General features: G+C 55.7%; 28 protein-coding genes. 14 read left to right on the top strand and 14 right to left on the bottom strand.

Going from position 1 to position 24,171, the window contains the following annotated elements; genetic code table 11:
- Nucleotides 1–13: 13 nt before the first annotated feature.
- On the bottom strand, nt 14–925 hold the full coding sequence (locus ACR0DG_RS00140; protein ID WP_480693367.1) for a nucleoside hydrolase: 912 nt from the start codon (nt 923–925) through the stop codon (nt 14–16).
- A gap of 175 nt (nt 926–1,100) precedes the next feature.
- On the opposite strand from ACR0DG_RS00140, the gene ACR0DG_RS00135 reads away from it, so the two are divergent.
- The 3 genes from ACR0DG_RS00135 to ACR0DG_RS00125 all read left to right on the top strand — a co-directional run bounded on the left by ACR0DG_RS00135 (nt 1,101) and on the right by ACR0DG_RS00125 (nt 2,726).
- Nucleotides 1,101–1,991: an SPFH domain-containing protein gene (locus tag ACR0DG_RS00135; RefSeq protein ID WP_480693366.1), complete on the top strand. Its 891-nt coding sequence runs from the start codon at nt 1,101–1,103 to the stop codon at nt 1,989–1,991.
- Nucleotides 1,991–2,269 carry an NfeD family protein gene (locus tag ACR0DG_RS00130; protein WP_480693365.1) on the top strand — a complete coding sequence of 93 codons (279 nt, stop codon included), beginning with the start codon at nt 1,991–1,993 and terminating at the stop codon, nt 2,267–2,269. Before ACR0DG_RS00135 ends, ACR0DG_RS00130 begins: the two co-directional genes overlap by 1 nt.
- Nucleotides 2,270–2,363: 94 nt before the next feature.
- On the top strand, nt 2,364–2,726 hold the full coding sequence (locus ACR0DG_RS00125; RefSeq protein WP_480693364.1) for an SUF system Fe-S cluster assembly protein: 363 nt from the start codon (nt 2,364–2,366) through the stop codon (nt 2,724–2,726).
- A gap of 71 nt (nt 2,727–2,797) precedes the next feature.
- Here ACR0DG_RS00125 and ACR0DG_RS00120 read toward each other — a convergent pair whose 3' ends face one another.
- Complete coding sequence (locus ACR0DG_RS00120) at nt 2,798–3,124, bottom strand: hypothetical protein (protein WP_480693363.1); 327 nt, start codon at nt 3,122–3,124, stop codon at nt 2,798–2,800.
- A gap of 197 nt (nt 3,125–3,321) precedes the next feature.
- Between ACR0DG_RS00120 and ACR0DG_RS00115 the strand changes: the two genes are divergently transcribed.
- Nucleotides 3,322–3,687 carry a HesB/IscA family protein gene (locus tag ACR0DG_RS00115; protein ID WP_480693362.1) on the top strand — a complete coding sequence of 122 codons (366 nt, stop codon included), beginning with the start codon at nt 3,322–3,324 and terminating at the stop codon, nt 3,685–3,687.
- Here the strand turns inward: ACR0DG_RS00115 and ACR0DG_RS00110 are convergent.
- Nucleotides 3,684–4,664, bottom strand: a complete 981-nt coding sequence (locus ACR0DG_RS00110; protein ID WP_480707006.1) for an isopenicillin N synthase family dioxygenase — start codon at nt 4,662–4,664, stop codon at nt 3,684–3,686. The two genes, ACR0DG_RS00115 and ACR0DG_RS00110, sit on opposite strands and share 4 nt — an antisense overlap.
- 54 nt (nt 4,665–4,718) lie before the next feature.
- Here ACR0DG_RS00110 and tpiA point away from each other — a divergent pair, with 54 nt between their 5' ends.
- Nucleotides 4,719–5,468, top strand: a complete 750-nt coding sequence (gene tpiA / locus ACR0DG_RS00105; protein WP_480694951.1) for a triose-phosphate isomerase — start codon at nt 4,719–4,721, stop codon at nt 5,466–5,468.
- Between the two features lie 9 nt (nt 5,469–5,477).
- On the opposite strand, the gene ACR0DG_RS00100 is transcribed toward tpiA, so the two are convergent.
- From ACR0DG_RS00100 to ACR0DG_RS00075, 6 genes are all read right to left on the bottom strand, one after another.
- On the bottom strand, nt 5,478–5,789 hold the full coding sequence (locus ACR0DG_RS00100) for a DMT family transporter (RefSeq protein WP_480693360.1): 312 nt from the start codon (nt 5,787–5,789) through the stop codon (nt 5,478–5,480).
- Between the two features lie 155 nt (nt 5,790–5,944).
- Nucleotides 5,945–7,321 (bottom strand): TRAP transporter large permease, encoded by a 1,377-nt coding sequence (locus ACR0DG_RS00095; protein WP_480693359.1) that lies wholly within the window; start codon nt 7,319–7,321, stop codon nt 5,945–5,947.
- Nucleotides 7,321–7,998: a TRAP transporter small permease gene (locus ACR0DG_RS00090; RefSeq protein WP_480693358.1), complete on the bottom strand. Its 678-nt coding sequence runs from the start codon at nt 7,996–7,998 to the stop codon at nt 7,321–7,323. Before ACR0DG_RS00090 ends, ACR0DG_RS00095 begins: the two co-directional genes overlap by 1 nt.
- 114 nt (nt 7,999–8,112) lie before the next feature.
- The gene (locus ACR0DG_RS00085; RefSeq protein WP_480693357.1) at nt 8,113–9,114 is read right to left on the bottom strand and encodes a DctP family TRAP transporter solute-binding subunit; all 1,002 of its coding nucleotides are present in this window, start codon (nt 9,112–9,114) and stop codon (nt 8,113–8,115) included.
- Nucleotides 9,115–9,483: 369 nt separating this feature from the next.
- Nucleotides 9,484–10,713 carry a sigma-54-dependent transcriptional regulator gene (locus ACR0DG_RS00080; protein ID WP_480693356.1) on the bottom strand — a complete coding sequence of 410 codons (1,230 nt, stop codon included), beginning with the start codon at nt 10,711–10,713 and terminating at the stop codon, nt 9,484–9,486.
- On the bottom strand, nt 10,710–12,443 hold the full coding sequence (locus ACR0DG_RS00075; protein WP_480693355.1) for a sensor histidine kinase: 1,734 nt from the start codon (nt 12,441–12,443) through the stop codon (nt 10,710–10,712). The genes ACR0DG_RS00080 and ACR0DG_RS00075 overlap by 4 nt, the downstream gene beginning before the upstream one ends.
- Nucleotides 12,444–12,490: 47 nt before the next feature.
- Here ACR0DG_RS00075 and ACR0DG_RS00070 point away from each other — a divergent pair, with 47 nt between their 5' ends.
- Nucleotides 12,491–13,672: a cytochrome P450 gene (locus tag ACR0DG_RS00070; protein ID WP_480694949.1), complete on the top strand. Its 1,182-nt coding sequence runs from the start codon at nt 12,491–12,493 to the stop codon at nt 13,670–13,672.
- Between the two features lie 5 nt (nt 13,673–13,677).
- Here ACR0DG_RS00070 and ACR0DG_RS00065 read toward each other — a convergent pair whose 3' ends face one another.
- On the bottom strand, nt 13,678–14,157 hold the full coding sequence (locus ACR0DG_RS00065) for an Lrp/AsnC family transcriptional regulator (protein WP_480693354.1): 480 nt from the start codon (nt 14,155–14,157) through the stop codon (nt 13,678–13,680).
- A 140-nt stretch (nt 14,158–14,297) separates the two neighbouring features.
- Between ACR0DG_RS00065 and cobA the strand changes: the two genes are divergently transcribed.
- From cobA to infC, 7 genes are all read left to right on the top strand, one after another.
- Complete coding sequence (cobA, locus tag ACR0DG_RS00060) at nt 14,298–15,074, top strand: uroporphyrinogen-III C-methyltransferase (protein ID WP_480693353.1); 777 nt, start codon at nt 14,298–14,300, stop codon at nt 15,072–15,074.
- The gene (locus ACR0DG_RS00055; RefSeq protein WP_480693352.1) at nt 15,074–15,388 is read left to right on the top strand and encodes a DUF2849 domain-containing protein; all 315 of its coding nucleotides are present in this window, start codon (nt 15,074–15,076) and stop codon (nt 15,386–15,388) included. Before cobA ends, ACR0DG_RS00055 begins: the two co-directional genes overlap by 1 nt.
- 66 nt (nt 15,389–15,454) lie before the next feature.
- Nucleotides 15,455–17,119, top strand: coding sequence for a nitrite/sulfite reductase (locus tag ACR0DG_RS00050; protein WP_480693351.1), 1,665 nt, complete (start codon nt 15,455–15,457; stop codon nt 17,117–17,119).
- Nucleotides 17,109–17,870 (top strand): phosphoadenylyl-sulfate reductase, encoded by a 762-nt coding sequence (locus tag ACR0DG_RS00045; RefSeq protein WP_480693350.1) that lies wholly within the window; start codon nt 17,109–17,111, stop codon nt 17,868–17,870. The genes ACR0DG_RS00050 and ACR0DG_RS00045 overlap by 11 nt, the downstream gene beginning before the upstream one ends.
- A complete protein-coding gene (locus ACR0DG_RS00040; RefSeq protein ID WP_480693349.1) occupies nt 17,867–18,274 on the top strand; it encodes a DUF934 domain-containing protein in 408 nt (135 codons plus the stop codon). The genes ACR0DG_RS00045 and ACR0DG_RS00040 overlap by 4 nt, the downstream gene beginning before the upstream one ends.
- 104 nt (nt 18,275–18,378) lie before the next feature.
- Entirely contained in the window at nt 18,379–19,212 is an 834-nt protein-coding gene (locus ACR0DG_RS00035) for a ferredoxin--NADP reductase (RefSeq protein WP_480693348.1), read from the top strand.
- A 117-nt stretch (nt 19,213–19,329) separates the two neighbouring features.
- On the top strand, nt 19,330–19,920 hold the full coding sequence (gene infC, locus ACR0DG_RS00030; protein WP_480694947.1) for a translation initiation factor IF-3: 591 nt from the start codon (nt 19,330–19,332) through the stop codon (nt 19,918–19,920).
- A 50-nt stretch (nt 19,921–19,970) separates the two neighbouring features.
- Here infC and ACR0DG_RS00025 read toward each other — a convergent pair whose 3' ends face one another.
- The 3 genes from ACR0DG_RS00025 to ACR0DG_RS00015 all read right to left on the bottom strand — a co-directional run bounded on the left by ACR0DG_RS00025 (nt 19,971) and on the right by ACR0DG_RS00015 (nt 22,524).
- A complete protein-coding gene (locus ACR0DG_RS00025) occupies nt 19,971–20,360 on the bottom strand; it encodes a hypothetical protein (RefSeq protein ID WP_480693347.1) in 390 nt (129 codons plus the stop codon).
- Between the two features lie 71 nt (nt 20,361–20,431).
- A complete protein-coding gene (locus ACR0DG_RS00020; protein ID WP_480693346.1) occupies nt 20,432–21,748 on the bottom strand; it encodes an aspartate aminotransferase family protein in 1,317 nt (438 codons plus the stop codon).
- Complete coding sequence (locus ACR0DG_RS00015) at nt 21,745–22,524, bottom strand: beta-keto acid cleavage family enzyme (protein ID WP_480693345.1); 780 nt, start codon at nt 22,522–22,524, stop codon at nt 21,745–21,747. Before ACR0DG_RS00015 ends, ACR0DG_RS00020 begins: the two co-directional genes overlap by 4 nt.
- 85 nt (nt 22,525–22,609) lie before the next feature.
- Here ACR0DG_RS00015 and ACR0DG_RS00010 point away from each other — a divergent pair, with 85 nt between their 5' ends.
- The gene (locus ACR0DG_RS00010; RefSeq protein ID WP_480693344.1) at nt 22,610–23,509 is read left to right on the top strand and encodes a MurR/RpiR family transcriptional regulator; all 900 of its coding nucleotides are present in this window, start codon (nt 22,610–22,612) and stop codon (nt 23,507–23,509) included.
- A 36-nt stretch (nt 23,510–23,545) separates the two neighbouring features.
- Here the strand turns inward: ACR0DG_RS00010 and ACR0DG_RS00005 are convergent.
- The coding region (locus tag ACR0DG_RS00005; protein ID WP_480707004.1) for an FAD binding domain-containing protein at nt 23,546–24,171 on the bottom strand (626 nt) is incomplete at its 5' end.

Genomic DNA, 24,171 nt, shown 5'->3' with positions numbered 1-24,171 from the left:
CTATTGCAACCCGTCACGCAAGTGATGCGACCCGTCTCGTAAACAGATCGACGACCCCCGCCCCATCGACGTCGCGACAAACGCGGACCGCAGGCCGTGTCGCATCAACTCGTGTTGCACCAAACTCTGGGCCATCTGTAACAACACAAATACCGGTTTCAACCATATCAAACATCGCTGCATGTGTGCAGGCGATTACCGCTGTTGAGTCGTGCAAGCCGCATCCATCCAAACCGCTGACTTCTTTGTAGAAACGCAGGTAGAACTTGGAAATATCTCGAATAAAACCGCCGATTTCAGGTGCCTGTAACGCCAAAGCCTCGAAATCGGCCGATTTGTAGAGCGTCTTTAGCGTCACATCCAAGCCCACCAAAACCGTTTCTGGCGGAGCTGCGAAAACCTCATCCGCCGCCTGGACGTCATGGTAAATATTCGCCTCGGCGTGGTCTGTGACGTTGCCGCGACAAAACACAGCGCCACCCATAATGACCAACCGTTTGATATTGGACGAAAACTGACAATCCAAGCGCATTGCGGCGGCGACATTAGTCAATGGACCCACTGCACAAACAACCAGTTCGCCCTTATGCGCTCTGGCCATTTCGACTAGGTATTCCGCTGCTTGCAACCGATGATTTTCACCGATCTGAGGGATATCGACCACGTCACCAAACCCTTCGGGCCCATGCACGCCATCAGATGGTATGTGAGTATCCTTGCCCTGCGCGGCCTTTGCACCTTCGGCGACCGAAGCGGGCGATCCAAGTTTATGCAGCAAAAACCGGGCATTGCGGCTGGATTGACGCACGTGTGTGTTGCCGAAGACCGTTGTTAGCCCAAGCAAGTCTATCTCGGGCGCGGCAACGGCATAGGCAATCGCCATTGCGTCGTCGATACCGGGATCTGTGTCGATAATCAGTTTCATCCCTGCCCGATAGCGCAATCAACCAGGGATGCAAAGCAGCCACATTTAGCTGTTTCCCCAACACATATACAGGTTCAAAGACTTGCATCACCAGCTATTCCATCCATACCTGAGTTGAAAATGGGCGATTCAATACCCAAATGTATACTATAGTACACAATAAACGAGGACAGATATGACCGAAGACCAGATTATAGGATTGCTTTCATCGAATATCATTTACCTGCTTGCGGCGGTTCTGATCGTCGTTGTGATTTTCAAAGGCATAAAAATCGTGCCGCAATCGGAAAAATATGTGGTCGAAAGGTTTGGACGCCTTCACTCGGTACTTGGCCCCGGCATCAACTTTATCGTCCCTTTTCTTGATGTTGCGCGTCACAAGATATCTATTCTAGAGCGCCAGTTGCCGAACGCTACGCAAGACGCGATCACCAAGGACAACGTTCTTGTTCAAATCGACACATCGGTTTTCTACCGGATTCTCGAGCCTGAAAAGACCGTTTACCGTATCCGCGACGTTGATGGCGCCATCGCGACCACCGTTGCAGGTATTGTCCGTGCAGAAATTGGTAAGATGGATCTGGACGAAGTTCAGTCGAACCGCGCGCAGTTGATCACCCGCATTCAGGAAAGCGTAGAAACCGCCGTGGATGATTGGGGTATCCAAGTGACGCGCGCCGAAATTCTGGATGTTAACCTTGATCAGGCAACGCGTGATGCGATGTTGCAGCAGTTGAACGCTGAACGTGCCCGCCGTGCCCAGGTGACAGAAGCCGAAGGACAGAAACGCTCGGTCGAGTTGCAGGCGGATGCCGAACTCTACGCCGCTGAACAATCTGCTAAAGCCCGTCGGATTGAGGCCGAGGCCGAAGCCTACGCAACAGGCGTTGTCGCCAAAGCGATCCAGGACAACGGCATCGAGGCTGCTCAATATCAAGTAGCACTGAAACAAGTCGAAGCCCTTAACGCTCTGGGTAATGGCGATGGCGCACAAACAATTGTCCTACCCGCAAATGCGCTTGAGGCGTTTGGCGATGCGTTCAAAATGCTGAGGGGAGGTAAATAATGGCCGATCCGTTCTGGCTGACATGGTGGATCTGGCTGGCTGCTGCTTTGGCGCTGGGAATTCTGGAGATCGTCCTGCCAGGGTTCATCTTCCTCGGGTTTGCCATCGGGGCCGCCATAACGGGCCTGTTGCTGGTTGTTCCAGGAATTGCCCCGTCACTGCCGGTGCTGCTTTTGATCTTTGCGGTATTGTCGCTTGTTGCATGGCTGGCTCTGCGTCGAATGTTTTCCTTGCCGCATGGTCAGGTGAAGACATTCAAGCACGACATCAACGAATAAATCCGTCGGCGCCCTCAATGGGCGCCACGGCACTACTGGACGCTGCCCGTGGCTTTCCCTATATAAAAGCTCAGGAAACAGACCCGAGGCACGAATGACTCACCCGAGTGAACAGTTTGAAGGCACACCACTAATCGCGCCTTCGACCATTGAGCACCCGCTGTATGACGCAGTGGTAGAGGCTTGCCGCACCGTCTATGACCCTGAAATACCGGTGAATATCTACGATCTGGGCCTGATCTATACGATAGACATCGCTCAGGACAATGCGGTCAAGGTGATCATGACGCTCACAGCTCCGGGCTGCCCGGTTGCCGGCGAAATGCCGGGATGGATCGTCGAGGCAATTGAACCGGTTGCCGGCGTTAAAGATGTTGACGTGGAACTGACTTGGGAGCCCCCCTGGGGCATGGAGATGATGTCAGACGAAGCACGTCTAGAACTGGGTTTCATGTAAACCCAGCCGAAACACACAAGATTTCTTTGAAAAACCGCTGTCACCGTGCAGCGGTTTTTAAGTTTTAGGGGTCATTCTACCCCGCAAGTGGTCCTGATTTCGTCAGCTCTTTGGTCGAGCTGCTTTACGTAATCCCCTGAAAGCATGGATAACCTTTTCTTCTCGGTCCCTGTCACAAGGCCCAACAACGCTCCGGCTGGTGTAATGGCGGCTACACTTTCCACCTGTTGATCCTGTGCATGTTTTCGTTCTGCCGCTATGGCACGCAAATCACCTTCGGCCGTTGCGCAATTGACTGGGTGACGCTTGTCCTCAGTCGCGGCATTTACGGCGGTGCCAGTTAAGGACAGAAGGACAAGCAAATGTAATATTGTTAGTTTTCTAAATCCTGTGTGCATGATTGCCTCCTGTTTCTTCAGAAAATGCTCGATATTTACAAGGCTAGGACGCGTAGGCTTCATAAGGCAAGCAAAGTTAAATCGACGACCATCGACATTTGCCTGACCGTAAAAGTTAGGTAAGAAGCCCTGCTATGACTTGAGACTGTCGCCTCGCCCCACTAAGTTATGTGTGACGCGCGACAACGGAGATCACCATGTTCGGCATTCCCGGCAAACAAGCCGTGACGATGACGCCTAAAGCGGCGGCTCAAATCGTACGCCTGATGGAAACGGGCGGACACGCGGGCCTGCGCATTGGCGTAAAAAAAGGTGGCTGCGCGGGTATGGAATATACCATGGACTATGTCGACGAAGCGGATGCCAACGACGAAGTGGTCGAGCAAGATGGCGCACGCGTCATGATCGCGCCCATGGCACAGATGTTTTTGTTCGGCACCGAGATCGACTACGAAGTGTCGTTACTGGAATCCGGCTTCAAGTTCAGAAATCCGAACGTCGTTGATGCCTGTGGCTGCGGTGAGTCGATCAAGTTTGATGAAAGCCTGTCGACCCAAGGCTAAGACGCTTTCAAATGGACGTATGTTTCGTTGAACCGGCGTGTCAGATGATCGCCCGCGCGGATAACCTTGTCCGCTTCAGGCGGGGCAACATTGGTGTCGTAAGACGGGTTGAAAAATAACGGCACCGAGATTCTTTCTTCATTCCCGCCGATTACCCGGTGAAGGGTCGCTTTGACCCGACCTGCTGTCCAAAACTCCAGCATCTCTCCGAAGTTAATAACATACGTGCCGGGCGACGCCGTGATTTGTTCCCAATGACCATCGGGCATCTTCACCTCAAGACCCGGAGTGCCGTCTGTCGCCAAAAGCGTAAGGCATCCGTAGTCGGTATGTGCGCCGATGCCAAAATCCCGAGAGCCAGCCCACGCAGGACGCTCGGGATAATAATTTCCGCGTAACAAAGCCATCGGGGTTTCGAAAGCGCTGTCAAAACTGTCCGCGCTGCGGCCAAGGGCATATGCGATCGCTCGCAAAACGCGCATCGCAACCGCACAGGCATCGGCGTAGTAGGCCTGAACAACCCTCTGGAAATCGCCTGGGACCTTTGGCCAGAGATTGGGTGCATAGACGCTCAGCCCGCGATCAAGATAGGCGTTGCCGGCTGGCAGTTCATAGCCGCAATCGAACACCTCTTTGAAATCCGGGTTTGCATTCGGGTCGACATGTTCAGACTGTGATGCCCCCCAACCCCGGTTTGAGCCAGTCGCCGCCATATCAACCTGCTCTTTTTCCGCGACGGGTAAGTGAAAAAACTCTCGGTACGCGCCAATGACCTGTTGGCATCGGGCAGCATCGAGTCCGGTATTGGAAACCGTCAGGAAACCAACCTCGCTGATCGACTGCAGCAAACGAGCAACCTCGGTCGGGTCGCGTTGGTCCAGCTTGGATAGGTTCAGTTCGTTGATCATACCGGCCTCATTGATTGCATGGGATATCTGCCGTTTTGGGGCGTCTTCCGCAACCAGAATTGTCAGCACGCCTGTGTGGTGTTATCCGGAGTGCAAACAACAGCTTATTTGGGGGTATCTATGATGCGGCGCAAGCTAGCGGCGGGAAATTGGAAGATGAATGGAACGTCATCAGCCTTGGCAGAGCTCGACACTTTGGCCAAAGCCTTCCCTTCCCCTTCGGTCGACGTTTTGATTTGCCCTCCCGCGACCTTGCTTCATCGTGCGGCTCAGACTGTTGGCAATTCCGGCATCTCGGTCGGCGGGCAGGATTGTCATGCGGCGGAATCTGGGGCGCATACCGGTGATGTCAGTGCCGAAATGCTGGTCGATGCAGGGGCCGACATGGTCATTCTGGGGCATTCGGAACGGCGCGAAGACCATGGTGAACAGAACGAAGATGTCCGCGCCAAGGCACGGGCCGTCATGGATGCAGGTCTGAAAGCCATCATCTGCGTCGGCGAAAGTCTGGAACAGCGTGACGCCGCAAATACGCTGGATATTATCGGCGGTCAGATGTCCGGGTCGATTCCTGATCAATCCACAGGTGAAAACTTGATCGTGGCCTATGAGCCAATTTGGGCCATCGGAACCGGAAAGGTCCCGACATTGGACGAGATCGGCGAAGTGCACGACTTTATCCGCGCGCGGCTTGAGCGCCGCTTTGGCGAAGGTGTCGGACGGTCGGTTCGCCTGCTTTACGGTGGATCCGTTAAACCCAGCAACGCGGCTGAAATCTTCGCCGTTTCCAATGTCGACGGTGCACTGGTCGGCGGCGCAAGCCTGAAGGCTTCGGATTTCTCGGGAATCATTGAAGCATTGCAAAAGGCCTGAGCGTTCAGCTCAGGCCAGTTTCATTGTGACAAGACCGGCCAAAACCAACACGGCCGCAAACACCCTTGTGGCGTTCAGGCTTTCGCCCAAAAACGTGACCCCAACCAAGAACGCGCCCATAGCGCCAATACCAGTCCAGATCACATAGGCGGTTCCCAGTGGTAGGGTGCGCATTGCCATGGCCAAAAGACCAAATGAGCCTATCATTGACACGCTCATCACCACAGTCGGCCAGAGCCGGGTAAAGCCTGCCGATTGCTTCATGGAAATTGCCCACACGATTTCAAGAAGACCAGCGAAGAGAAGATAAATCCAAGCCATGTCGGACCTCATATCCGTTCGGGTCGTCCCGAATGATTGCCCATGATGGGAAGGTCGTCCTTGGTCCTTACTTAAGGTCTCAAATTGATTTCACAATGTATGAATGAAAAAACCGGGCAAGTCTCCCTGCCCGGTTCTGAATAGTTTTATCGTCGTCAGTTGGTTATGATCTCTGGCCCCATGAAGGTATTGGGCAGGAAAGTCGATATCCAGGGGATATACGTGACCATGATCAGGAAGACGAACAGCACGGCCAGGAATGGTAGTGCTGCCTTGACCACGCCCATCATTGGCATACCAGCGACGCCCGAGGTTACGAACAGGTTCAGCCCAACCGGAGGGGTAATCATCCCGATCTCCATATTCACCACCATGATGATGCCCAGATGGATCGGGTCGATGCCCAGCTCAATGGCAATCGGGAACACCAACGGTGCGACGATGACCAGCAGGCCCGAAGGCTCCATGAACTGACCGCCGATCAGCAGAATAACGTTGACTACGATCAGGAAGGTCACCGGACCCAGACCCGCCGACAGCATGGCGCTGGCGATGTGCTGGGGCACCTGCTCGTCGGTCAGTACGTGTTTGAGGATCAACGCGTTGGCGATCACGAATAGCAGCGTGACGGTCAGCTTGCCTGCCTCGAACAGCGTATGCTTGGTGTCGGGGTGGAAAAACGCAGTCACCAGCGCATAGGGCTTCTTCATCAGCGGCAGGTTCGGCGTACCCTCTTCTGTGCTGAGCGGCCCCATATCCTTGTAGACAAAGCTGGCGATCAGGAAGGCGTAGACGGCGGCCACCGCTGCAGCCTCGGTCGGGGTAAAGATACCGCCGTAGATACCGCCCAGAATGATGACGATCAGGAACAGGCCCCAACCGGCTTCGCGCGCCGAGGTGAAGATTTCGCCCCAACCCTTCCAGTCGCCTTTGGGCAGGTTCTTGACCTTGGCCATTATGTAGATGGTGATCATCAACATCAGACCAGCCATCAGGCCCGGAATGACACCGGCAAGGAACATGCGGCCGACCGAAACCTCAACGGCGGCGGCGTAGACGACCATAACGATGGACGGCGGGATCAGAATGCCCAACGTACCCGCGTTACAAATCACACCGGCGGCGAATTCCTTGGAGTACCCCACCTGACGCATGCCCGCGATCACGATCGAACCGATGGCCACAACAGTCGCCGGAGATGACCCCGACAAAGCGGCAAACAACATACAGGCAAACACGCCCGCAATAGCCAGACCACCGGGCAAATGCCCCACGCAAGCAATCGAAAACCGGATGATCCGGCGTGCCACCCCTCCGGTCGTCATGAACGACGAGGCAAGGATAAAGAACGGGATCGCCAGCAGGGTAAAGTGCCCCTCGAACGCCTCGAACAGCGTTCCCGCGACCGAAGCCAGCGAGCTGTCAGAGTAGATCAGCAGGAACAGGGTCGAGCTGAGGCCAAGCGCAACCGCAATCGGAACACCGATCAGCAGCAGGCCGATGACCATCGAGAATAGAAGTACGACGTCCATCAGTTTTGCTCCCCTTGCTGAGCGCGGACTTCTTCGATCTCGTCCTCGACTTCATGGCTGGCGACAAGTCGGTCGGTTTCGCCGCGCCAGATTTGAACGGCAACCTGGCTGAACCGAAACACCAACAGCACCATCGAAACTGGAAGAACCAGGTAAGGTATGACTTTGGGAATCTTCTCGTATCCTTCGCCGTAGTTGATCATGTCTTCCAGAAATCGCAGCGGAGCGACCATTGGGATATCGTCAACTTCGTAGAAACTCTGACTGCGCGCGCTGGTATCGAACCCGGTTGGGAACCATCGGCCTGAGGTGGGCGGCAAGTCTGCAAAAACAGCCCAATAGTCGTACGACCCTTTGAGCAGCAGCAGCGAGAACACCAGACAGCAGGCCACCGCAATCAGCGCCAGAATACGGCGCGGCGCGGGTTGCAGCATGTTCAGGATCGCGTCTACACCCAGATGCGCGTGCTTTTTCACCGCGTAGGATGCGCCCAAAAGCACCAGCCAGCCAAAGGTGAATACCGTCAGCTCCAGCGCCCACAGAATATTGGAGTTAAAGACAAAACGCGCGATCACGTTGGCAAATGTGACAACCGTCATAATGCCCAACAACAGCGCGATCATTGTCTCTTCGATATGGTCGACCAGCCCGCCTTGGCCGGGTTTCGCACCAGACATCTCTCTGTCCCCGCATTTTTTGTAGATGAGAGTAAAGGGTGGCGGGCCTTCCAGGCCCGCCCTGACCGCGCGTCGATAACTCCCCAGTCCCCCGACGCGCTGTCTGAACCGGGATCAGAACCCGGCGTTGATTGCTTGTGCAGCGTCGATCTTGTCCTGACCGACATCACCCGCGAATTTGTCCCAAACGGGCTTCATCGTGTCGACCCACGCCTGACGTTGTTCCGGTGTCAGCTCACGAATGGTTCCACCTGCGTCGATCACAGACTGTTTGGCGGCTTCATTCACAGAAAACGCTTCTTTGTTCCGTGTCTCGGTTACTTCGGACAAGATGGTCAGGAACTGTTCACGAACCTCTGGGTCCAGGCTGTCCAGCCAATCGACCGATGTCACGACCAGATAGTCGATGATGCCGTGGTTCGTTTCGGTAATACCGTCCTGCACTTCAAAGAACTTCTTGCCGTAGATGTTCGACCAAGTGTTTTCTTGACCGTCCACAACACCCTGCTGCAGCGCACCGTATACTTCCGAGAATGCCATTTTCTGCGGGCTTCCACCGATGGCTTCCATTTGCGCCACCAGAACGTCAGAAGACTGCACGCGGAATTTCAAACCATCTGCATCCGACGGATCAACCAATGGTTTGTTCGCCGACATCTGCTTCATACCGTTGTGCCAGAACGCCAGCCCCTGTAGGCCGCGGCGCTGCATGCTGTCTTTCATCGCCTGACCTGCGTCCGAAGCCTGAAACGCGTCCACTGCGTCGATGTTCTTGAACATGAACGGCAAGTCAAACAGACGGAACTGTTTGGTGAACTTCTCGAACTTTGACAGTGAGGGTGCGGCCAGTTGCACATCGCCTTGCAACATCGCCTCAAGCACTTTGTCGTCGTTATACAAGGTCGAGTTCGGGAACACTTCCATGCACATGACGCCGTTCATTTCGTCATTCACCCGCTGCTCGAGCAAAGATGCCGCAATCCCCTTGGGGTGTTTGTCTGTATTGGTTACATGAGCGAACTTGACGACAATTTCACCGTCTTCGCAGGCAGCCATGCCAGCGGTGGCGGTTACTGTCAGCGCAACAGCGGTTGCGGCCGTTGTCAGGAATTTCATCAGTCTCTTCCTCCCAGACTTCATAGATAGATCTTCGAAGCGCTCAATGCGCCACATGACGGGGAGTGAACCGAATCGATATGTACCACTCAACTTTTTGTTGACCATTGATGCACTCGGTAAATTTTTGATTAAAACATAATCACTTATAGGCAGGCATTCGGGACCTGGGCTCGCGCCACTGGGCTCGCAGTGCGGAAATCCACACACCCAATTCCCAATTTGTGCGGAATTTCGCACTGTTTGTGATTCGCCGCCTTAGAATCGGTTCTCAAAAATCTCAGCGCGTCCGCAGGCCGCGTCAGCGGGCTGCTCGGCCCAACGACTTTAACTGCATGACAATGCAGTAAAAGTCGGCGGGAGCTTCTACTACCTTCGATAGTCCTCTGGTCGAATTTTGTACCGGGCAAGCTTGTCGTAGAACGTCTTACGCGGCACTTTCAACGCTTTAGCCGCGTCCGAGGCCTTGCCGTTGTGGCGCCCCAACGCTGCGATCAATAACGAGCGTTCGACCTGCGCCATTTGCTCACTCAGCCCCAATTCGGTGGAATGCGCTCCCTCCTCTGGCATTCCCAGAACGAACCTCATGGCAGCGGACATTAGGGATCGTGCATTACCCGGCCAATCCTGCGCCATCAAGGATGCCAGATGTTCCGAGCTGATGTCCGGAGGCGCAATTCCAGCCTGCTCAGCCGCCTGCGCCACATAGTGCCTGAATATCACAGGAATATCTTCGGGACGCTCAGACAATGATGGTATGCGCACACGCATCACGTCCAGCCGGTAAAACAAATCGGCGTTGAACGCACCTTTCGACGAAAGTTCCGCCAGATCCGTCGTCGTTCCGGCCAGAATACGCGCCCCTATCCCCTGCTCGACCAATTCAAGCGCGGCATACTGGGTCGCTTGCGGCATTGCGGAAATTTCATCCAGGAACAAAGAGCCTCCGTCAGCCCCTTCGCAGATTTGGGTCAAATCCTGAACCGTCAATCCTGATGCAGGCCGCTTTACAAACGGGCCCTGTCCAAACGGCGACATCAGGTGGATGACTTCGGCCACCTTGGAAATACCGCTGCCTGCGGGACCTGTTACCAGTACTTCGGCACCGGTCGGAGCAACCGTACGCACGCGATCCCGCAACGCTTCGGCCTGCGGAGATAGACCAAACAACAGCCTTGCAGCAGGATCACCGCGCTCCAATTCCTGTTTGACCGCGCGTTGCTCCAGCACTTGATTGCGCGCTGAAATCGCCCTTTCCAGCACCGCCAAAAGATCGGATGCAGCGCAGGGTTTCTCTAAAAAATCGAACGCGCCTTTGCCCATGGCCTGAACAGCCATCGGAATATCACCTTCCCCGGTCAAAAGAATGACAGGCAATTCGGGATCGACCTCGTGCGCAAAGCTCAGCAGGTGAAAACCGTCCCGCCCGGGCATACGTATGTCTGACACGATCACACCGGGAAAATCCTCGCGAATATGGTCTTTGGCCGCCACAAACGAGCCCGCAGTGATCGGCGCATAGTCGGCAAGCTCTAGCGTCTGCGCCAAAGCCTCGCGAACAGCGGCATCGTCATCAACCAAAAGGACTTTACTGATCATGCGACCTCATCTTCGCGGTAATACTCCAGTTCAACCGTGAACTCTGCTCCGGGCTGAACGTTAGCGCCCCGAATATTTCCCCCAAAGCTTTGAACCAAACCATATGAGATCGAAAGCCCCAATCCCATCCCTTCGGAGGAGCCAACCGCCTTGGTTGTATAAAACGGCTCAAACAGTTTTTCGGTATTCTCGATCCCCGGTCCGATATCACGCACCGTGACCTCCAGCTTGTCTGTCGTGCGTATCTCGATCCCAATTCGCCGGTCCGCCTGTTGGCTCATGGCGTCAGCGGCATTGTTGATAAGGTTGACGAAGACCTGCACCAAGCGCACTTCCCCGCCCCAAGCGAACACCGGCCCCGGCGGAGCTGTCCAATCCAGAGCAACGTTTTCCGTCTTTAGTCGAGCCTCGGTTAGTTCCACAGCAGTTTCGATTACCTGAACCAAATCAACCTTTCCCATTGGTTCACTTTCGTTTCTCGCAAAAGCGCGCAAATTCTTGATAATCCGCGCCATTCGGGATGCCATATCCGAGATACGCGTCAAGTTCTCGGATGCGCGCTCTTCGCGGCCTTTTGACAGGAACGCAGCGCCGTTATCTGCGAACTGCTGAATAGCCATAAGGGGTTGATTCAGCTCATGACTGATCCCCGCTGACATTTGACCCAACGCACTTAGCTTACCTGCCTGAATCAGCTCTTCCTGAGCTTGCTTCAGGGCGATCTCGGCCTCTTGCCGTTCGTGCACTTCGCGTTTCAATGCAGTATTCGCCGCGGTTAGCGCCTGCGTGCGTTGCGCCACCCGGCTTTCGAGTACGACATTGGCTTGCGCCAGCGCACGGCGCCGTTCCGTTGCCAAAAACAACAAAGCGCCGAATGCAAAACAGATGGCGGCAACCGCTGCGGCCTGCAGGCCTGCAAGGCGGCGCGCCGGTGCAACATCCACCAGCACCTCGGCCGTCATATCGATGACCGGTAAGTCCAGCGTCAAATGCAAAGCGCGTTCAGGAAGATAACGCCCCCAACCCAGTTGCCACAATTCATGATCACCAACAAAGCTGGACGCGAAATCAACCGCGTTGCCTTCTGGGGGCGATAGTCCCTGCTGGCCTTGCGCGCGCCTCCAGAACAAAAGGTCGGACCTGTTCGAGATAAAGACCACACCGTCCGCATCTACAAAGAAGACGGCCTCGGTACTGCCGCGCCATGTCTGTTCAACATCCTGTACGTCCGCGACGACCATCAACGCGCCTGCAACCTGACCAGCGGCATCAAAGGAGGGCGCTGCGTAGGTGTAGATACGAGCCTCGTTGCTGGGATCCACACCATGCGCGCTGCCCAATGCGCCCTGCATCGCACGTTCGAAGGCTGGATGATCCGCCATGCTGCCCTGCGCGACCGGCTGAGCGGCGGCCAAAACCTGACCACGTTGATCTAGGTACATCATGTTTACCGCCGCCGTCTTATCGGCCACGTCCAGCAACATGGCCTGCGCAGTCTTACGTTGCGCCTCGGTTTCCAGAAAACGCAAACCCGGATGCGTTGCCATCAAAACCGCCAGTTCCTGATAAACCTGCATCTGCGTGCTTAGACGGTCTGCGGCAAGCTCAAGGTCGGCCTCAGCCTTTTCGCTGAGCTGTGACAGCGCCTGTCGGTAGCCGTATGACCACACCCCGGCGGACAGCGCTCCGACCGCCAGAAGAAAACTCAGGATGATCCAAACTCTTTGCATGACATAGGGTCTTGCATTCGACGCGCGGCATGGCAAGTCTGCGCCGCATGAAGACGGTCATTCAATCTCCGGTCGATCCGGATTTCGTTCAAAACCCCTACCCTTTTTATGACGACGCCAGAGCATCAGGCGATCTCGTTTTCTGGGAAGACTATCAGATGGTGGCGGCCGTCTCGCACAGGGCCGTACATTCCCTTTTGAAGGACCGTCGTTTCGGCCGCGAAATACCGCCCGAATTGATCACGGAAGGACCGGATCATATAGCACCCTGGCTAGCCGTCGAAGCGCATTCCCTGCTTGAGGCCGAACCCCCGCGCCACACCCGCTTGCGGGCCTTGGTGTTGCGGGCTTTTACGTCACGCGCCATAGCGCAGCTTGAGCCCTCGATCCACGCCCTCAGCCATGCACTGATCGAAGGGTTCCCAACCGGGGCTTTCGATCTGCTCGAACATTACTGCACGCAGATCCCCGTCATAACCATTTGCCGCCTTCTGGGTGTACCCGAAGACATGTCTCCCAGCCTTCTGCAATGGTCCCACGATATGGTGGCCATGTATCAGGCCAGCCGAACCCGTCAAACCGAAGACAACGCCGCAAAGGCAGCGAAAGAGTTCACGGCGTTTCTGACAAACTACATCGAAGATCGCCGCAGTGACCCTCGGGATGATTTGATCACACGTCTGATCGAAGCCGAACAAGATGGGGAAAAGCTCAGCCACGATGAGCTTGTTGCGACTTGCATCTTATTGCTGAACGCAGGTCACGAAGCCACGGTGCATTCTCTGGGAAATGGTGTGAAAACCATTTTGCAGACACCACAGGGGATCGCCGTGTTTCTTCAACAGCCCATCGATCTGGCGGTTGAAGAAGTGCTGCGTTACGACCCGCCGCTGCACATGTTCACACGCTATGCATACGAAGACACCGAAGTTTTCGGAAATCGGTTCAAGCGCGGCGATCAGGTCGCATTACTGCTTGGTGCTGCAAACCGTGATCCTTCGGTCTGGGACAATCCCAATCGTTTTGATCCATCGCGGGCAATCGTGACCAATGCAAGCTTTGGAGGCGGCTTGCACTTTTGCGTCGGCGCGCCGCTCGCACGTCTTGAGATGAAAATCGCGTTGACCGTGCTGTTCGAACGTTGCCCCAACCTTAGACTGGCCGCAGCGCCGGAATACGCCAACAGTTATCACTTTCACGGGCTTACCAGGCTAATGGTCGAGGTCTAGTGCCTCTAGCCATTGGCCAGCGCGTTCAAAGGCAGCATTGTCGTGGACTTGATCTCTTCCATCGACAGCAAAGCGGTCACGTTATGAACGCGCACTTCTGAAATCAGGGTCTGGTAGAATTCATCATAGGCCCGGGCGTTTTTGACCCGAACTTTCAGAATGTAATCAATGTCGCCCGCCAACCGATGAGCTTCCTGAACCTCGGGCCGATCGCGCAGGGCCTTTAGGAACCGACGTTGCCAGTCAGCCTCATGTTCCGAGGTACGGATCAACACAAAGAATGTCGCCTCAAAACCCAGCGCTTCGGCATCCAATAGGACGGTCTGTTGACCGATGACGCCAGCCCCTTTCAGCTTGCGTATGCGATTCCAAACCGGGGTCTTGGAACTACCGACGCGGGCTGCTATTTCGTCCAGCGATTGACTGGCATCACGCTGTAGCTCAACCAGAATTTTCCGATCCGTATCATCAATCCGCACCGACATTCCAATTTTCCCTTCGTTTCGACACGTACGTTCCAAATCAGGCCATTGACGGAACGTGTGTTCTTATTTAATCGCCCATATGGCGCAATACCGGGAATATTTCCTATATTGCAGGTCAAGTCAAACGAACGGAACGAAACATGCAGTTAACGCATTCACATGATGGCACAGGCCACGTCGACTTTGTCGGCGCGGGACCGGGCGATCCGGAATTGCTGACACTCAAGGCACTGAATGCCTTTGGGCAGGCTGATGTCGTTCTGCATGACCGCCTGATCAGCGCCGAGGTGCTGGAGTTGGCCGGGAAAACCGCCATTCTCGTAGATGTGGGCAAAGCGGGATTTGGTCCCTCGTGGAAACAGGAAGACATTGACGCCCTGCTGGTCAACTACGCCGCGAAAGGCCACCGCGTTGTGCGCCTGAAGTCGGGCGACCCCACCGTATTCGCTCGTCTGGATGAAGAGATCGAAGCCGTCGAAGCCGCCGGTATCCCGTGGCAGATCGTACCGGGTATCACTGCAGCCTCAGCCGCTGTTGCTGGCATAGGTCAAAGTCTCACACGCCGTGGTCGGAATTCTTCTGTCCGCTTCCTGACCGGGCATGACATGAAAGGCTTCGCCGATCATGACTGGGTCGCGCTGGCGCGTCCGGGTTCGGTTGCCGCGATTTACATGGGCAAGAAATCCGCACGGTTTATTCAGGGCCGCCTGATCATGCACGGTGCGGATCGCGCCACGCCCATCACATTGGTCGAAAACGCTTCGCGCCCGGACGAGCGTGTGCTGACAACCAATCTGGACCAGTTGCCCAACGATTTGAACGCCGCCGAAATGTACGGCCCGACCCTGACCTTTTACGGGCTGGAACCGCGCCAAGCGGCCAAAGCCCTGACCGAATTCAAGAAGGAGCACGCCTGATGGCCCGCGCTTTTACCCCCAAAGTCGTCACAGCCAACGATCTGTTGGAAGGTGACGTCATCTACCTGACCGCAGATGACCGTTGGTCGCGTGAGCTGGCTGAGGCCGAATTGATCACGGATGAGGCCCATGCGCAGGTTCGCCTGCTGGATGCCGAACGTCAGGCAAGCAAGGTAGTCGGTGCGTATTTGGCTGATGCCGTAGCCGGCGCGAACGGCCCCGAACCCACCCATTTCCGGGAGGATTTCCGCCGGACTGGTCCGTCCAACTATGCCCATGGCAAACAGGAAACTTCCCCGCAGCCCCGGACCTGATCAAAGGCCCTCTCTCTCCCCTTTCAAGGCCCCAAAGTTCGGGGCTGCAACTAAGGACAGCTAATCATGTATCGCTACTCCGAGTTCGACACAGCATTTTTGGCAGAACGCAACGCACAGTTCCGTGCTCAGGTTGAGCGTCGTATCGACGGCTCTCTGACCGAAGATGAATTCAAACCCTTCCGCCTGATGAACGGCCTCTACCTGCAGCTGCACGCCTACATGCTGCGGGTCGCCATTCCCTATGGCACACTGTCCAGCGCGCAGATGCGCCAACTGGCCCTGCTGGCTGAGAAGTGGGACAAGGGGTATGGCCATTTCACCACCCGTCAGAACATCCAGTACAACTGGCCGAAACTGAAGGACGTGCCGGATATGCTGGACGCGCTGGCCGAGGTTGGCATGCACGCCATCCAGACCTCGGGCAACACCATCCGCAACGTGACCGCCGACCATTTTGCCGGCGCTGCCGCCGATGAAGTCGCCGACCCGCGCCCCTATGCCGAACTGCTGCGCCAGTGGTCGACCGATCACCCGGAATTCCAGTTCATGCCGCGCAAGTTCAAGATCGCGATCACCGGCAGCGAAAACGACCGCGCCGTCATCAAAGCGCATGATATCGGCCTGCAACTGGTTGAGCGTGACGGTGTTCTGGGTGCCCGCGTGATCGTGGGCGGTGGTCTGGGCCGTACGCCCATGATCGGCAAGGAATTGTCCGATTTCGTCGCCTTTGACGATCTGCTGGCCTATCTTGAAGCGACCGTGTCCGTCTGGAACCAGATCGGCCGCCGCGACAACAAGTACAAAGCGCGTATCAAGATCACCGTTCATGAAAACGGCATCGACACCATCCGCGCCAAGGTCAACGAGCGTTTCCTGCAGGTCCGCCCGCAGTTCAAAGGCGCCGACATGGCACTGCTGGAAGAGATCAAAACCCACTTTGCGGCCCCAGCCTTCCGCGAAGCCTCGGTTGCGTCCTTTGAAAGTGCTTACACCAACGATCCGGTCTTCCGCTCGTGGGTCGATACCAACATCGCGCCGCACAAGAACGCCGACCACGCGATTGTCACGATCTCGATCAAAAAGCACGGCGCTACGCCTGGTGATGCGACCGCTGAACAGATGCGCGTGATGGCCGACCTGGCCGAAGAGTTCGCCTATGACGAGCTGCGCATCAGTCATGAGCAGAACGTGATCCTGCCGCATGTCCACAAGTCCGACCTGCCCGCGATCCACGCGAAGCTGAAGGAATACGAACTGGCCACTGCCAATATTGGCCTGATCAGCGACATCATCGCCTGCCCCGGAATGGACTACTGCGCTCTGGCCACGGCACGTTCGATCCCGGTCGCCCAGCAGATCGCAACTCGTTTCGATGAGTTGAAGCTTGAGCATGATATCGGCCACCTGAAGATCAAGATCTCGGGCTGCATCAACGCGTGTGGTCACCACCACGTGGGTCATATCGGCATTCTGGGTCTGGATCGCGCTGGCGTCGAAAACTACCAGATCACGCTGGGCGGCGACGGCACCGAGACGGCTGCTATCGGTGATCGCACGGGTCCGGGCTTTGCCTATGATGAGATCGTCCCTGCCATCGAGCGGATCGTGAACACTTATCTGGAACAACGCGAAAGCCCCGAGGAAGAATTCCTGCAGACTTACCGGCGTGTCGGCATGGCGCCGTTCAAAGCAGCACTCTACCCCGAGGCTCGGGCGAATGCCGCTTGACCTGATCCAGACGGAGCTGGGCAAGGAAAGACGCGAATTGACCGAAAAGGTCGAGGCGCTCAATGCCCGGTTCCGGCACCACAGTGCACATGACGTGATGCATGGTGCCAACCAAGAGATTGAGGACCTGGCCCTGGTTTCTAGCTTTGGGGCCGAGTCCGTGGTGTTGCTGCATATGGCGGCGGTGGTCGACAAAATGACCCCGGTGCTGTTCATCGATACCCAGATGCTGTTTACGGAAACGCTGGAATACCAACAGGAAGTCAGCGAGCGTCTGGGCCTGAAGAACGTCAAGATCATCCGGGCGGATGAAGAAGACGTGCAGCGCGAAGACCCCTATGGCGCATTGCGCATACGGGACATGGATGCGTGCTGTAATCTGCGCAAGACCTTTCCGCTGCAACAGGCCCTGTCGGGTTATTGCGGTTGGATCACGGGGCGAAAGCGGTTTCAGGCGGGCTCCCGCGCCGCGCTCGAGTTCTTTGAAGTCGAGGACGGAACGGGCCGGATCAAGGTCAACCCGCTGGCCCATTGGGCGCCCGAAGATGTGCGTGCCTATATGGTGGAAAACAACCTGCCTCGGCACCCGTTGGTGGCTAAAGGATATCCTTCGATCGGATGTGCGCCGTGCACATCTCCGGTCAAAGAAGGCGAAGACCCACGCGCCGGGCGTTGGCGCGACCAGAACAAAGAAGAATGCGGTATCCATTTTGTCGACGGCAAGATGGTACGCGCCGGAGAGAAAACATGAATGTAATCGTAACGGATGAGGGCTTTGCCCCCGACGACTGGACAGATGGGTTCGTCACGTTGGAAGACGCTGCGAACGATGTGGTCGCGCTGGATGTCAGCTCGGACACCGATCCAGATCAGTTGTTTGAACGGCTGGGAAACGCGCGGATGGTGCGCGTTGACTTCCCGTCTTTCGCTGACGGCCGCGGCTTTACCATCGCGCGTACCCTGCGCTTGAAAGGCTACACTGGTCGCTTGCGCGCCAAAGGCCATGTACTGGCGGATCAGTTCACCATGGCCCGCCGCAGTGGCTTTGATGAGGTCGAAATCGATCACAATCTCGCCAGCCGCCAACCCGAAGATCAATGGTTGGCGCGGGCGAATTGGGAAGAAAACAACTACCAAGCGCGCCTACGCGGTTAACACCGCCTTTGCCAGCAAGCAACGAGAGGGGCAATTCGCCCCTTTTCCTGATGTGGATCAAAGATTAAACGGAGATGTCGGTTTAGCGAACCGGCAGTGAAACGATGACAGAGATGAAACCCGTGACCGAAGCAACCGCCGTTAAGGCCCCCGTCCTTCCGGACGCCCAGACCGTGACAGACGTCAAGCATTGGACCGACAGCCTGTTTTCTTTCAAGGTGTCGCGTCCCGCATCGCTGCGGTTCCGCTCGGGCGAGTTTGTCATGATCGGCCTTCTGGGTGACAACGGCAAGCCGCTGCTGCGCGCCTATTCCATCGCCTCGCCCTCGTGGGACGAAGAGCTTGAGTTCTACTCGATCAAGGTACAGGACGGCCCTCTGACCTCGAAGTTGCAGCACATCAAGACAGGCGATCAGATCATTCTGCGCCCCAAGCCCGTTGGTACGCTGGTGCATGACGCTTTGCTGCCCGGAAAGCGCCTGTGGTTCTTTGCCACCGGCACCGGCTTTGCACCTTTTGCTTCGCTGCTGCGCGAACCTCAGACATATGAGGACTATGACGAAGTCATCATCACCCATACATGCCGCGAAGTGGCCGAGCTGGAATATGGTCGGCAGCTGATTGAAAACATCCGGCAGGACGAGATGCTGGCAGAGCTGATGGGCGAAGGCTTTGCAGACAAGATCCGCTACTACCCGACCACAACGCGGGAAGAGAGCCCCAAGATGGGCCGCATCACCAACCTGCTTAAAGACGGAACCGTCTTTGCAGATCTTGGCATCGAAGGCGGGATCAAGCCTGAAACCGACCGTGCGATGGTATGTGGCTCTCTGGCGTTCAACCTGGATATCAAAGCGATCTTGGAAGAGTTCGGCCTGCGCGAAGGCGCAAACTCTGAGCCCAAGGAATTCGTGATCGAAAAGGCCTTTGTCGGCTAAACTGACTGCGCCGGTCTTATGAATAGGCCTGACCGGCGCATAAACCTGCTGTGAATCCTGATTATTTCGACCTTTTCACCGCGGATGGCGCTTGAAACGGCGCGCCGGGCGGTCTAAATTTCGGGCTCGAATTTCTGCAATCATCAAAGGAATGAACCCATAGCTCGCAGACCTCACAACGCGCCGCCTCAGAGAGATACCGGCCCGCGTGTAAATGAAAGAATCCGTGCCCCCGAAATCCGCCTGATTGGTGCCGAAGGTGAAAACGTCGGGGTGGTTCATCCCGCCAAAGCCATGCAACTTGCTGCCGATGCCGGGCTTGACCTGGTAGAGATTTCGCCCAATGCGAACCCGCCGGTCTGCAAAATCATGGATTTTGGCAAGTTCAAGTACGAACAGCAGAAACGCGAAAGCGAAGCCCGCAAAAAGCAAAAGGTCATCGAGGTGAAAGAGGTCAAATTCCGACCCAACACCGATACGCATGACTATGACGTTAAGATGAAGAACGTCTTCAAGTTCCTCGAAAAGGGCGACAAAGTCAAAGTTACGCTGCGCTTCCGCGGGCGGGAAATGGCCCACCAGAATTTGGGCCGTGAATTGCTGGAACGCGTCGCTGAAGACATCAAGGATTTGGGTAAGATTGAAAACATGCCCAAGATGGAAGGTCGTCAAATGATCATGATGATCGGACCGCTTCCGCAGAAGTAACGAGACGCTTCTGCGATCATCCAAGCCTCCTTCGCGTTAAGGGGGCTTTTTTATTTGGTGGCGCGAGACTTTACCCAGTGAAAAGAGTCGTGCAGATCGAACGCCAATGAGATCGTATCTACAGTCAGCAGCACGATCAAAAACGCCGCGTATTCGGGTGACAGCGGTGCATCGCTGGCAAGAGCCAGTGAAATCACGAAGACCAAGGGCCCCCAGCACAATAAATGCGGCAGAGACATAGCTTTGCTCATACCCCGTGCGGCCAGCATTATTGGAATATTCAGGGCCATTCCGGTAACGGCCAGAACGGCAATCAACTCACCGTGAGGTTGATCCAGAAACGCCAATGGCGCGAGATTGATTGGCACAAGTATCAAAGCAACCCAAACCTGAACCCATGTAGGGAGATTCCGAAAGCTCGACCAAATATCACCAATCATTACCACTGCCCTAGTCAAAAATTTTTCCGTCATTGTATTGAGTTAAAACGGAAAGTCAGATCACAAAGGTGTTATATCACGCCAGATATCGCTTTGCCTAGCTTGCCAATTAATTCGTCCAATTGTGTGTCTTCAATGATGAAGGGTGGTGCAAGCAGAACGTGATCGCCTACACGCCCATCGCGAGTGCCCGACATCGGGTAACAGATCAGCCCCTCGTTCATCGCTGCTTTCTTGATTTTCCCTGCAAGGCCCACACTCGGGTCAAACGGCGTTTTCTGACCGCGGTCAGCAACAAGTTCTATTCCCCGGAACAATCCACGGCCGCGAATGTCGCCAATATGCAGGTGTTGACCGAATGCTGATTCAAGAGCCTGCTGCAATCGGTGCCCCATCAATCTGGCGCGTTCCGGCAGTTGCCGCTCTGTAAGTTCGCGCACGACCGCAAGCGCGGCGGCGGTCGCGACCGGGTGGCCGACATAGGTGTGTCCGTGCTGAAAAAACCCCGATCCGTCACGGATCGCATCATAGATTGCACCGGTGCACAACATTGCTCCGATAGGCTGGTACCCTGCCCCCAGACCCTTTGCGATACATAGGATATCGGGCGAGACCCCCTCGTACTCACAGGCAAAAAGGTAACCCGTGCGTCCCATTCCGCACATGACTTCGTCGAGTATCAGCAAAACACCGTATTGATCGCAAATTTCTCGGATACGCCTAAAATAGCCATCGACGGCAGGAACCGCACCCAGTGTCGCTCCGACAACGGGCTCGGCCATAAAGGCCATGACCGTTTCAGGACCCAAGCGTAAAATCTCGGTTTCCAACTCACTTGCGACACGCTGGCCGTATTCGAAACTGCTCTCGTCTTCTTGCTTTTCCGCGTATTCGTAACACGGCGCGATATGAGTCATTTCAATCAACATCGGCGCAAACTGGGCACGGCGCCAAGCATTACCTCCTGCAGACAATGCACCTAGAGTGTTGCCATGATAGCTTTGGCGCCGGGCGATCACATGACGCCGTTCCGGCTGCCCTGTTTCCAGAAAATACTGACGCGCCAGTTTGATTGCCGCTTCGGTCGCCTCCGACCCGCCCGATACGAAATAGACACGGTCCAAAGCGCCCGGGGCAAACTTAATAAGCAGTTCTGCCAGTTCCTCAGCGGGTTCCGACGTCATAAAACCGGTATGGGCAAATGCTATTTTAGCGACTTGATCCTGAACCGCCTTGATCACAGCCGGATTCGAATGACCCAAACAGGACACGGCGGCATCACCACAATCCAGATAGCGTTTTCCCTGATCGTCGATCAAATAGGCTCCGTCACCGCCCGCTGCGATGGGCAGAACCGACTTGGTATGACGTGGAAAGACTTTGCTCATGTCCTAACCTCTCTCAAACTCACTGCCAAAGCGGCAACGGATGCAGCGTTGTCCGCCCAAGGGGTCTCCTGATAATCCGTCAAACTGTTTTCAAAGCCAACACGGACGTCTCCACCGCGGCTGGCGGCCAAACGCAAACAAGCGTGTTCTTGCGGGCCAAAAGCGCAAACCATCCAGTCCGTGCCGGAAACAGGAAACTGATCCATCTCTTCAGGAGAGGAAGTCATGCGCTGAGTATACCGCCCCAAAACAAACAACCGATCCGTCTGACCGCGTCTCACTGTTCCGCTTTCCTGCCAATGCGACAGTCGCGTCAAATCCTGCGTGTCATAAAGAATATGCTGCACGCGAGTCCCCTGTTCTGCGCAGGCCCCGTAAACGTGGTCAGCCAATTCCGGTAATCTTGCAATTTCCCGAACAGCGATCGAAGCCCAGTTCGGTCGCACGTGCCGCAGACAATCCAACTGAGCGGCCACATCGTATAGACCTGCCGCCTCAGTGGTGATTTGCACGTCCATTTCGGGGCAAGCTTCCTCCAAGGCGCTGATAGTTTCGCGGTATCGTCCCGCATCCAATGAATGCACGCCCTGTTCATCTCGTATGTGTAAATGAATTCCGTTTGCGCCTGCGCGAAAACAAGTTCTTGCCGTCTCGACAATTTCTTCCGTGCGTATTGGCAATCGAAGATGATCACGCGTAGACCGACGCGCCCCGTTCGGTGCAACCAGGATATACGGCTTCCTCGCCAAGACTTCAGATTGTTGGGCCTTCTGCATGACGAAAACTCTTCTTTGTTCCACAATCGCCTATCCAACAGGGGTTTCGTTTTGTATATTAAAAATCCATAACAAATGTTTTTTCATGAGCTACAGCGCAAACCAACTTATCGCCAAACTTCGAAAATCCATCGAACGGATGCCGCCTGCCCTACAGGCCGCGGCCAAATACGTGATAGATTATCCCGGCGACTTCGGCCTGGATCCCATTCGCATTACGTCTGAGAATATTGGCGTCAGCCCAAATGTACTTGTGCGCCTTGCACAGCACATGGGCTTTGAACGGTTCGAGGAATTTCGAGCGCCCTTTCGCCACGCTTTGGTCACCGACAAGGAAGAGGACTTAGGCAATGATTGGCTTAAGACGATGCATGAAGGCGACGCGTTTAGCCAAAAGCAGGCCAAGCTTGCGCAGAACGCACAAAACGTGACAATGCGTTCTCTGCGCCTGATGAGTCCCGCAAAAGTGGCGCAAGCATTGGGATACATCGAAACAGCACCACGGTGCTATGTTACAGCGACACGAGCCAGCTATGCCCTCGCCTATTACTTTGCCTATGCAGGACGGATGGCTCATCCCGGCATTCACCTTATCCCTAGGCATATGGGGTCTGCGATCGACGATCTATTAGACGCCGATCCCAGTGACTGTTTGCTGGCTATTACGATGCAGCCCTACTCGGCTGACACAATCGAAACCATGCGCTACGCGCTCAAAAAGAAGCTGAAAGTCATCCTTGTATCGGAAAGTGATGTAATCGCGCCGGGCATCCAACCGGATATTACATTCCAGATCAGCACCCAATCGCGCCACCATTTCTCCAGCTTTTCAGGTGCCGCCGCAGTCTTGGATTGCCTATTGGGTCATTTGTTCGATGCTGGTGGCGAGGAAGCGCGGGTGCGGATCGAACGCTACGAAAAAGCGCGCGAAGACACAGGTGCATATCTGCAGCCCGCCAAATTGCCCAGAATAGGCAAAAGATAATCCAAAAGCCCCGTTACATCGGGGCTTTTGAATGATTTAAGCGCAGGCTTGGATTGCGCGTTTAGTCATGACGCTGACGAGATGGGCGCGGTATTCTTTGCTGCCATGCAGATCGCCGATCATGTTGGCTGGGTTGATACGCAGGTCCATCAGCGCATCGGCGCGGAACTCTGTGTTCAGAGCCTGCTCTGCCTCGGACCAGCGGAACACGCCATCCTCGCTGGCACCGGTGACGGCAACGCGCACACCATCTGCGAACCGCGCCAGATAGACGCCGACCAATGCAAACCGAGACGCAGGCTGCAGGAACTTCTGATAGCTCGCCGCCTGCGGCACCGGAAAGCGGACGCCGGTGATGATCTCGCCGTCCTCCAGCGCTGTGGTGAACATGCCTTGGAAAAAATCATCCGCCGCGATCTGCCGCGTATTCGTCACGATGGTCGCGCCCGACCCCAGCACACCGGCCGGATAACAGGCCGCAGGGTCGTTATTTGCCACCGAGCCACCGATTGTGCCACGATTGCGCACCGCCGGATCCCCGATCTGCCCCGCCAGCGCCGCCAGCGCCGGATACGACGCGGCGGCCTCGCGCGCCACCGTGGCATGGGTTGTCGCACCGCCCACAGCCAGGGACCCGTCATCCTCAACACAGACCCCCTGCA

This window comes from Ruegeria sp. BG8 (assembly GCF_056538325.1).
Note: the sequence above shows the minus strand (reverse complement) of the source record. Positions and strands in the feature narration are given on the sequence as shown.

What these genes read in the sequence shown, in the direction of transcription:
- ACR0DG_RS00140 (WP_480693367.1), bottom strand. Translation starts at nt 925, where the DNA reads ATGAAACTGATTATCGACACAGATCCCGGTATCGACGACGCAATGGCG.
- ACR0DG_RS00135 (WP_480693366.1), top strand. Translation starts at nt 1,101, where the DNA reads ATGACCGAAGACCAGATTATAGGATTGCTTTCATCGAATATCATTTAC.
- ACR0DG_RS00130 (WP_480693365.1), top strand. Translation starts at nt 1,991, where the DNA reads ATGGCCGATCCGTTCTGGCTGACATGGTGGATCTGGCTGGCTGCTGCT.
- ACR0DG_RS00125 (WP_480693364.1), top strand. Translation starts at nt 2,364, where the DNA reads ATGACTCACCCGAGTGAACAGTTTGAAGGCACACCACTAATCGCGCCT.
- ACR0DG_RS00120 (WP_480693363.1), bottom strand. Translation starts at nt 3,124, where the DNA reads ATGCACACAGGATTTAGAAAACTAACAATATTACATTTGCTTGTCCTT.
- ACR0DG_RS00115 (WP_480693362.1), top strand. Translation starts at nt 3,322, where the DNA reads ATGTTCGGCATTCCCGGCAAACAAGCCGTGACGATGACGCCTAAAGCG.
- tpiA (WP_480694951.1), top strand. Translation starts at nt 4,719, where the DNA reads ATGCGGCGCAAGCTAGCGGCGGGAAATTGGAAGATGAATGGAACGTCA.
- ACR0DG_RS00100 (WP_480693360.1), bottom strand. Translation starts at nt 5,789, where the DNA reads ATGGCTTGGATTTATCTTCTCTTCGCTGGTCTTCTTGAAATCGTGTGG.
- ACR0DG_RS00095 (WP_480693359.1), bottom strand. Translation starts at nt 7,321, where the DNA reads ATGGACGTCGTACTTCTATTCTCGATGGTCATCGGCCTGCTGCTGATC.
- ACR0DG_RS00090 (WP_480693358.1), bottom strand. Translation starts at nt 7,998, where the DNA reads ATGTCTGGTGCGAAACCCGGCCAAGGCGGGCTGGTCGACCATATCGAA.
- ACR0DG_RS00085 (WP_480693357.1), bottom strand. Translation starts at nt 9,114, where the DNA reads ATGAAATTCCTGACAACGGCCGCAACCGCTGTTGCGCTGACAGTAACC.
- ACR0DG_RS00080 (WP_480693356.1), bottom strand. Translation starts at nt 10,713, where the DNA reads ATGATCAGTAAAGTCCTTTTGGTTGATGACGATGCCGCTGTTCGCGAG.
- ACR0DG_RS00075 (WP_480693355.1), bottom strand. Translation starts at nt 12,443, where the DNA reads ATGCAAAGAGTTTGGATCATCCTGAGTTTTCTTCTGGCGGTCGGAGCG.
- ACR0DG_RS00070 (WP_480694949.1), top strand. Translation starts at nt 12,491, where the DNA reads ATGAAGACGGTCATTCAATCTCCGGTCGATCCGGATTTCGTTCAAAAC.
- ACR0DG_RS00065 (WP_480693354.1), bottom strand. Translation starts at nt 14,157, where the DNA reads ATGTCGGTGCGGATTGATGATACGGATCGGAAAATTCTGGTTGAGCTA.
- cobA (WP_480693353.1), top strand. Translation starts at nt 14,298, where the DNA reads ATGCAGTTAACGCATTCACATGATGGCACAGGCCACGTCGACTTTGTC.
- ACR0DG_RS00055 (WP_480693352.1), top strand. Translation starts at nt 15,074, where the DNA reads ATGGCCCGCGCTTTTACCCCCAAAGTCGTCACAGCCAACGATCTGTTG.
- ACR0DG_RS00050 (WP_480693351.1), top strand. Translation starts at nt 15,455, where the DNA reads ATGTATCGCTACTCCGAGTTCGACACAGCATTTTTGGCAGAACGCAAC.
- ACR0DG_RS00045 (WP_480693350.1), top strand. Translation starts at nt 17,109, where the DNA reads ATGCCGCTTGACCTGATCCAGACGGAGCTGGGCAAGGAAAGACGCGAA.
- ACR0DG_RS00040 (WP_480693349.1), top strand. Translation starts at nt 17,867, where the DNA reads ATGAATGTAATCGTAACGGATGAGGGCTTTGCCCCCGACGACTGGACA.
- ACR0DG_RS00035 (WP_480693348.1), top strand. Translation starts at nt 18,379, where the DNA reads ATGACAGAGATGAAACCCGTGACCGAAGCAACCGCCGTTAAGGCCCCC.
- ACR0DG_RS00025 (WP_480693347.1), bottom strand. Translation starts at nt 20,360, where the DNA reads ATGATTGGTGATATTTGGTCGAGCTTTCGGAATCTCCCTACATGGGTT.
- ACR0DG_RS00020 (WP_480693346.1), bottom strand. Translation starts at nt 21,748, where the DNA reads ATGAGCAAAGTCTTTCCACGTCATACCAAGTCGGTTCTGCCCATCGCA.
- ACR0DG_RS00015 (WP_480693345.1), bottom strand. Translation starts at nt 22,524, where the DNA reads ATGCAGAAGGCCCAACAATCTGAAGTCTTGGCGAGGAAGCCGTATATC.
- ACR0DG_RS00010 (WP_480693344.1), top strand. Translation starts at nt 22,610, where the DNA reads ATGAGCTACAGCGCAAACCAACTTATCGCCAAACTTCGAAAATCCATC.